Raw genomic sequence first — 4793 nt, forward strand, 5'->3', positions numbered from 1 at the left:
CTTGGACACGGGCTAGGTTCTCACGCAGCGCCACTTTAGCGCTCTGTGTGCTGCTCTCATCTGCATCGTAGCCTACAGCATCCACTCCGCTGGCTTGCGCCAAGAAGAGCGCTCGCTCGTTGTGAAAGCGCTGGGAGACAATGATCAGCCTGTCTTGGCCGAAGACTCTCTTCGCTCGCACGATTGAGTCGAGTGTCCGAAAGCCGGCAAAATCGCAGGTGATCTTCTCTTTAGGCACCCCTGCCGCTACTAGGTCGCGGCGCATCGTGGCAGGCTCGTTGTAGTTGAGCCTACGGTTATCGCCGGAGACCAAGAGATACTCCACCTTGCCTGCTTTATGGAGATTGGCCGCTGCCGTGATCCGTTGGGTGTAGTAGAGGTTGGGCTGCCCTTTCGCGACATACTTACTCGTTCCCAGCACCAGCGCGACTTTTGTGTGGGGCAGTGCGGAGAGAACGCTATGGTGCCGACCAGCTGCCTTAGCAAAAACAACCCACTGGCAGAGCGCACCTCCAAAGATCAGCAAGGCGAAGAGAAGCGCCACCGCGACCAAGAGCGTCCGCAGGGGGTGCCGTTTCAGTGCCTTTGCTGCACCTCGGGGGTGCGCAGATACCAGACTAATGCCCATAAAAATATCGTCAGGAGCACGACCCCAGCCATGGCCAGACAGCCAAAGCAGGTCTTGTCCACATCACCGATCTTCGCGGCCAGCGTGGGGAAGTAGTCCCGGTCCGCACGGGCCGGAAGCTCTTCGGGATCGGGGATTTTCTCCCCCTCGCTGGTGTCACTCATGCTTTGCTATAGCTCAATCTTGGTCTGAACGGTCTGCTGCACGGGCACCTCGGTTTGGGTGGTGGCCGTGGCAGGCTTCTTCATCCAGCTCATCATACCCCGAAGCTCACGTCCAACGACCTCGATCAGGTGATCATTGTCGCGTTTTGCCAGGGCATTGAAGCTCGGACGATTGGCCTTGTTCTCCAGAATCCACTCTTTGGCGAACTGTCCGGTCTGGATCTCATCGAGAATGCGCTTCATCTCGGCTTTGGTCTCGGGGTTGACGATGCGTGGCCCACGGGTCATGTCGCCAAACTGCGCGGTGTCCGAGATGGAGTAGCGCATCCCGGCGATCCCGGACTCGTACATGAGATCCACAATGAGCTTGAGCTCGTGCAGACACTCGAAGTAGGCGATCTCCGGCTGGTAGCCTGCCTCGACCAGTGTCTCAAACCCCGCTTTCACCAGCGCCGTCGCGCCGCCACAGAGCACGACTTGCTCGCCAAAGAGGTCGGTCTCGGTCTCTTCCTTGAAGCTGGTCTCCAGCACGCCCGCACGGGTTCCACCGACGCCCTTGGCCCACGCCAGAGCACGGGCCTTTGCCAGCCCGGTCGCGTCTTGGTGAATCGCGATCAGACAGGGGACGCCACTGCCCTCGGTGAAGACGCGGCGCACCATGTGGCCGGGGCCCTTGGGAGCGCACATAAAGACATCCACATCTGCAGGCGGCACGACCTGCCCAAAGTGAATGTTGAAGCCATGGCCAAAGGCAAGCGCCTTGCCCGCCGACAAGTTCGGCGCAATCTCGTTGTTGTAGAGATCCCCCTGGAACTCATCGTTGACCAGGATCATGATCACATCGGCCTTCTTGGAAGCCTCCGCAACCGTCAAAACCTCAAAGCCATCCGCGACGGCCTTGTCCCAGCTCTTGCCCGGACGCAGGCCAATAATGACATTCATCCCGGACTCCTTCAGGTTCAGCGCATGCGCATGCCCCTGCGAGCCGTAGCCAATGACCGCGAGGGTCTTTCCCACCAACACATCAAACGACGCATCGGCGTCATAGTAAATCGTAACCGGCATTTTTCTATCTTTCTTCTTTCAGGTTAAATTGTCAGCCAAGGCGTAAACGCCCCGCCTGCAAATCTGCGCCGTCCTTGTGGACGCGATGAGCCCAGAATGGTGAACCTCTGGGCTATAGGGCTTCGTTCCTCAGTCGCCTCGCTTCGCTCACTGCTCCAATTCCTCAATTGTCTCTTCCAAACGCCGTGCATTCCCACCCGCAAGCACAGGCGTGCTTGGAAACAGAGGCGCAGGTACAGGAGCGTCAGGCTCGTCATCTTCCTTGGAATCATCCCCTAGACCCAGGCGCTTCTTCAGCGTGGAGAGTTCCTTATCCGATTTCGGACGATCCAGTGCCTCACGGTAGACTTCGCCAAGATACGCGGCGCGGGCTTCTTCTGTCTCGAAGAGGAGCGCGGTCTGGCCGGTTTCGTCGGTGACGATCAGGCAGAAGTGCCAGTCAGTGTCGTGGGCAAAAAGCAGGCGTGTGTCGCCTTTGTAGACGGGCTGAATGTCCCAGTAGATCTCTTCGAGCAGGCCGGGGGGAACGGGGCGCTCGATGTGAGCCATCTCCGCGCCGCTTCGTGCCATCTCCCCCGGCTCTTCCCGCGACGAAGGAGCAGTTGGGGAAGAGGGGGTGGCGAGGAACGAGCCGGGGGAGATGGCGACTCTTTCTGCAGGCACGGCAAGCCGAGGTAGCTCGTCACGGAGTTCGGCGAGAAACGCGCTATCCTCTACGGCAGTGTCGCCCAGAAGGGAGTGGAGCTGTTGTGACGACGCGGCATCAACCAGGCGCAGCAGGCGGGTGATTTCCGCCAGCAGCGCTTCTTGATCGTCGGTCAAGACGACCGTTTCCATGGTGATGCGGCGCAGCTCAGAGAGCTTACCGGCCACCTCGTGACAGAGATCATCAAACTCCGGGTGATACATCGTCGTCGAAAGCCTAAACCGTCCGGGAGCCCCGCATCAGCGCGATGCGGCCTGTGCGAACCAGCTCGCGGATGCCGTAGCTCTCCATCAGCTTCTCAAACGCGTCAATCTTATCCGCGCCGCCGGTTACTTCGACCACAAAAGTCTTCTCCGCCGTGTCAATGATCTTCCCGCCGAAAACTTGGGTGACAAGCTGGATGAGCTCCACCTGGCGCTCGGGCGTGACCGTCACCTTCACCAGCGCTAGCTCGCGCTCCAGCATCGGGGTATTGACATAGTCGTAGACTTTGAGAACATCGAGGAGCTTGTGGAGCTGCTTGGTGATCTGCTCTAAGATATCGGCGTCGCCGCCAACAACCAGCGTCATCCGGCTGACATTGGGGTCATCGGTGATCGAGACGGTGAGGCTCTCGATATTATAGCCACGGCGGGCAAAGAGGCCGGAGACGCGGGCGAGGACGCCAGGGCGGTTCTCCACAAGAACGGTGATCGTGTGTGTTTCAGTCATAGGTTTTGTTTGCGTTTCAAAAGAAAATAAGCGCCCGCTGCCAGCGCTCCCAGCGCGGCAAGTTTCGTCAGTTTCTTGACGGGATCGGGTGGTATCAGCGCGACAATCGGGCTACCGTCACTTGCTTGCCGCACGGGTTGCCCAATATAGCGGCCTGCACGTGCGATGGCAAAGCACTGGGTCATGTCGGCGAGCTGCCGACCGAGAGACGGATCACTGATAGGATTGCCATGCCCAAAGCAAAGCGTTTCTGGCTGCAGCGCCACAATCCGATCCAGGCTCTTGCGAACCGCGAACCAGTCCGTGGTGAAAGGCTGCGGGGGCCAGCTCAGCCCCGTGCGTGGTCGCCACTCATCGATAGAGACATTCATGAGCGCATCGCCAACAATCAGCGTCTTGCTCTTCTCGTGCCAGAAACCGACCTGCCCGAGTGTGTGACCGGGCAAGGGAATCACTTCCCAGCCCCGTGGCCCCTCGGTGAGGGGCTGGACAAAGGGCCGCAGGTCTTTGCCGCGGGTGCTGGCAAAGCGCGAGGCGAGCGAGAGCCAGCCGCCGCAGGCGCTGGGGTCTGCGGGTGGGTAGTCGCACTGGCCCGTCAGAAATGGCAGCTCCGCTTCGTGGGCAAAGATCGGGACATTCCAGTAGGCTGCGAGCGCCGCCGCACTTCCCGCATGGTCGTAGTGGCCGTGCGTCAGATAGATCGCGGCGGGTTTCTGGTTGCCGTAGCGCCGCCGTGCCTCTCGGACAATCGCCGAGAAGTGCCACGGCAGTCCCGTGTCGATCAGTGCCCACTCGCCCCCCGGCTCGCCATTATCCACAAAGTAGACATTGACAAAGCCAAGGGAGAGCATCCCCCCTCTTCCCCTCCTCCCAGGATTGGGAGGAGGGGCTAGGGGAGGAGGGCTAACGCGCGACATCCACGACCTCATTGGGGTCAGGAACACGGGTGTCCTTGGGCTCGAAGTGGCAGACGCTGGGCGGGGCGAGCGCGGGCTCGGGCTTGCGCACCATCATCTCGTTGATCGTCTGACCCGACGGAATCATCGGGAAGACATTGCTCTCCTTGGCCACGCGGATGTCCATCACGACAGGGCCGTCGTGCTCCATCGCCTTGCGTAGCGTGGCTTCCAGCTCCTCGGGTTTCTCGCAGATCAGGCCCAGAATCCCGTAGGCTTCGGCGAGTTTTACAAAGTCCGGAGCCTGCTCCAGGTTCACCGACGAGTAGTGCTTCTGCCAGAACATCTCCTGCCACTGGCGCACCATCCCGAGGTACTGGTTGTTGAGGATCATCACTTTCACCGGCAATTTATAGATGCTGGCGACCATCAGCTCCTGAATACACATCTGGATCGAGCCATCGCCCGAGATGCACCAGACCGGCTCTTTACCATCGGAGGCGAACGACGCGCCAATGGCGGCGGGCAGGCCAAAGCCCATCGTTCCCAGGCCCCCCGACGTAATAAACTGCCGAGACTTTCGCATGCCGAAGTGCTGCGCGGCCCACATCTGGTGCTGGCCC

At 60.1% G+C, this 4793-nt stretch carries 7 protein-coding genes; all 7 read right to left on the reverse strand.

The window, feature by feature from the left end:
- Positions 1-628 (reverse strand): SanA/YdcF family protein (locus AC1XOS_RS19755; protein ID WP_481963932.1); only part of this gene is annotated, 628 nt, incomplete at its 3' end.
- Positions 577-792, reverse strand: a complete 216-nt coding sequence (locus AC1XOS_RS19760) for a hypothetical protein (RefSeq protein WP_481963933.1) — start codon at positions 790-792, stop codon at positions 577-579. The genes AC1XOS_RS19755 and AC1XOS_RS19760, both read right to left, overlap by 52 nt.
- Before the next feature lie 6 nt (positions 793-798).
- A complete protein-coding gene (gene ilvC / locus AC1XOS_RS19765; RefSeq protein WP_481963934.1) occupies positions 799-1857 on the reverse strand; it encodes a ketol-acid reductoisomerase in 1059 nt (352 codons plus the stop codon).
- Between the two features lie 147 nt (positions 1858-2004).
- Positions 2005-2766, reverse strand: a complete 762-nt coding sequence (locus tag AC1XOS_RS19770) for a hypothetical protein (protein ID WP_481963935.1) — start codon at positions 2764-2766, stop codon at positions 2005-2007.
- Between the two features lie 13 nt (positions 2767-2779).
- On the reverse strand, positions 2780-3274 hold the full coding sequence (gene ilvN, locus AC1XOS_RS19775) for an acetolactate synthase small subunit (protein ID WP_481963936.1): 495 nt from the start codon (positions 3272-3274) through the stop codon (positions 2780-2782).
- Positions 3271-4125, reverse strand: a complete 855-nt coding sequence (locus tag AC1XOS_RS19780; RefSeq protein WP_481963937.1) for an MBL fold metallo-hydrolase — start codon at positions 4123-4125, stop codon at positions 3271-3273. Before AC1XOS_RS19780 ends, ilvN begins: the two co-directional genes overlap by 4 nt.
- A gap of 52 nt (positions 4126-4177) precedes the next feature.
- On the reverse strand, positions 4178-4793 hold a 616-nt coding region (locus AC1XOS_RS19785; RefSeq protein ID WP_481963938.1), incomplete at its 5' end, for a thiamine pyrophosphate-dependent enzyme.

The sequence above is a fragment of the Armatimonas sp. genome (assembly GCF_964826245.1).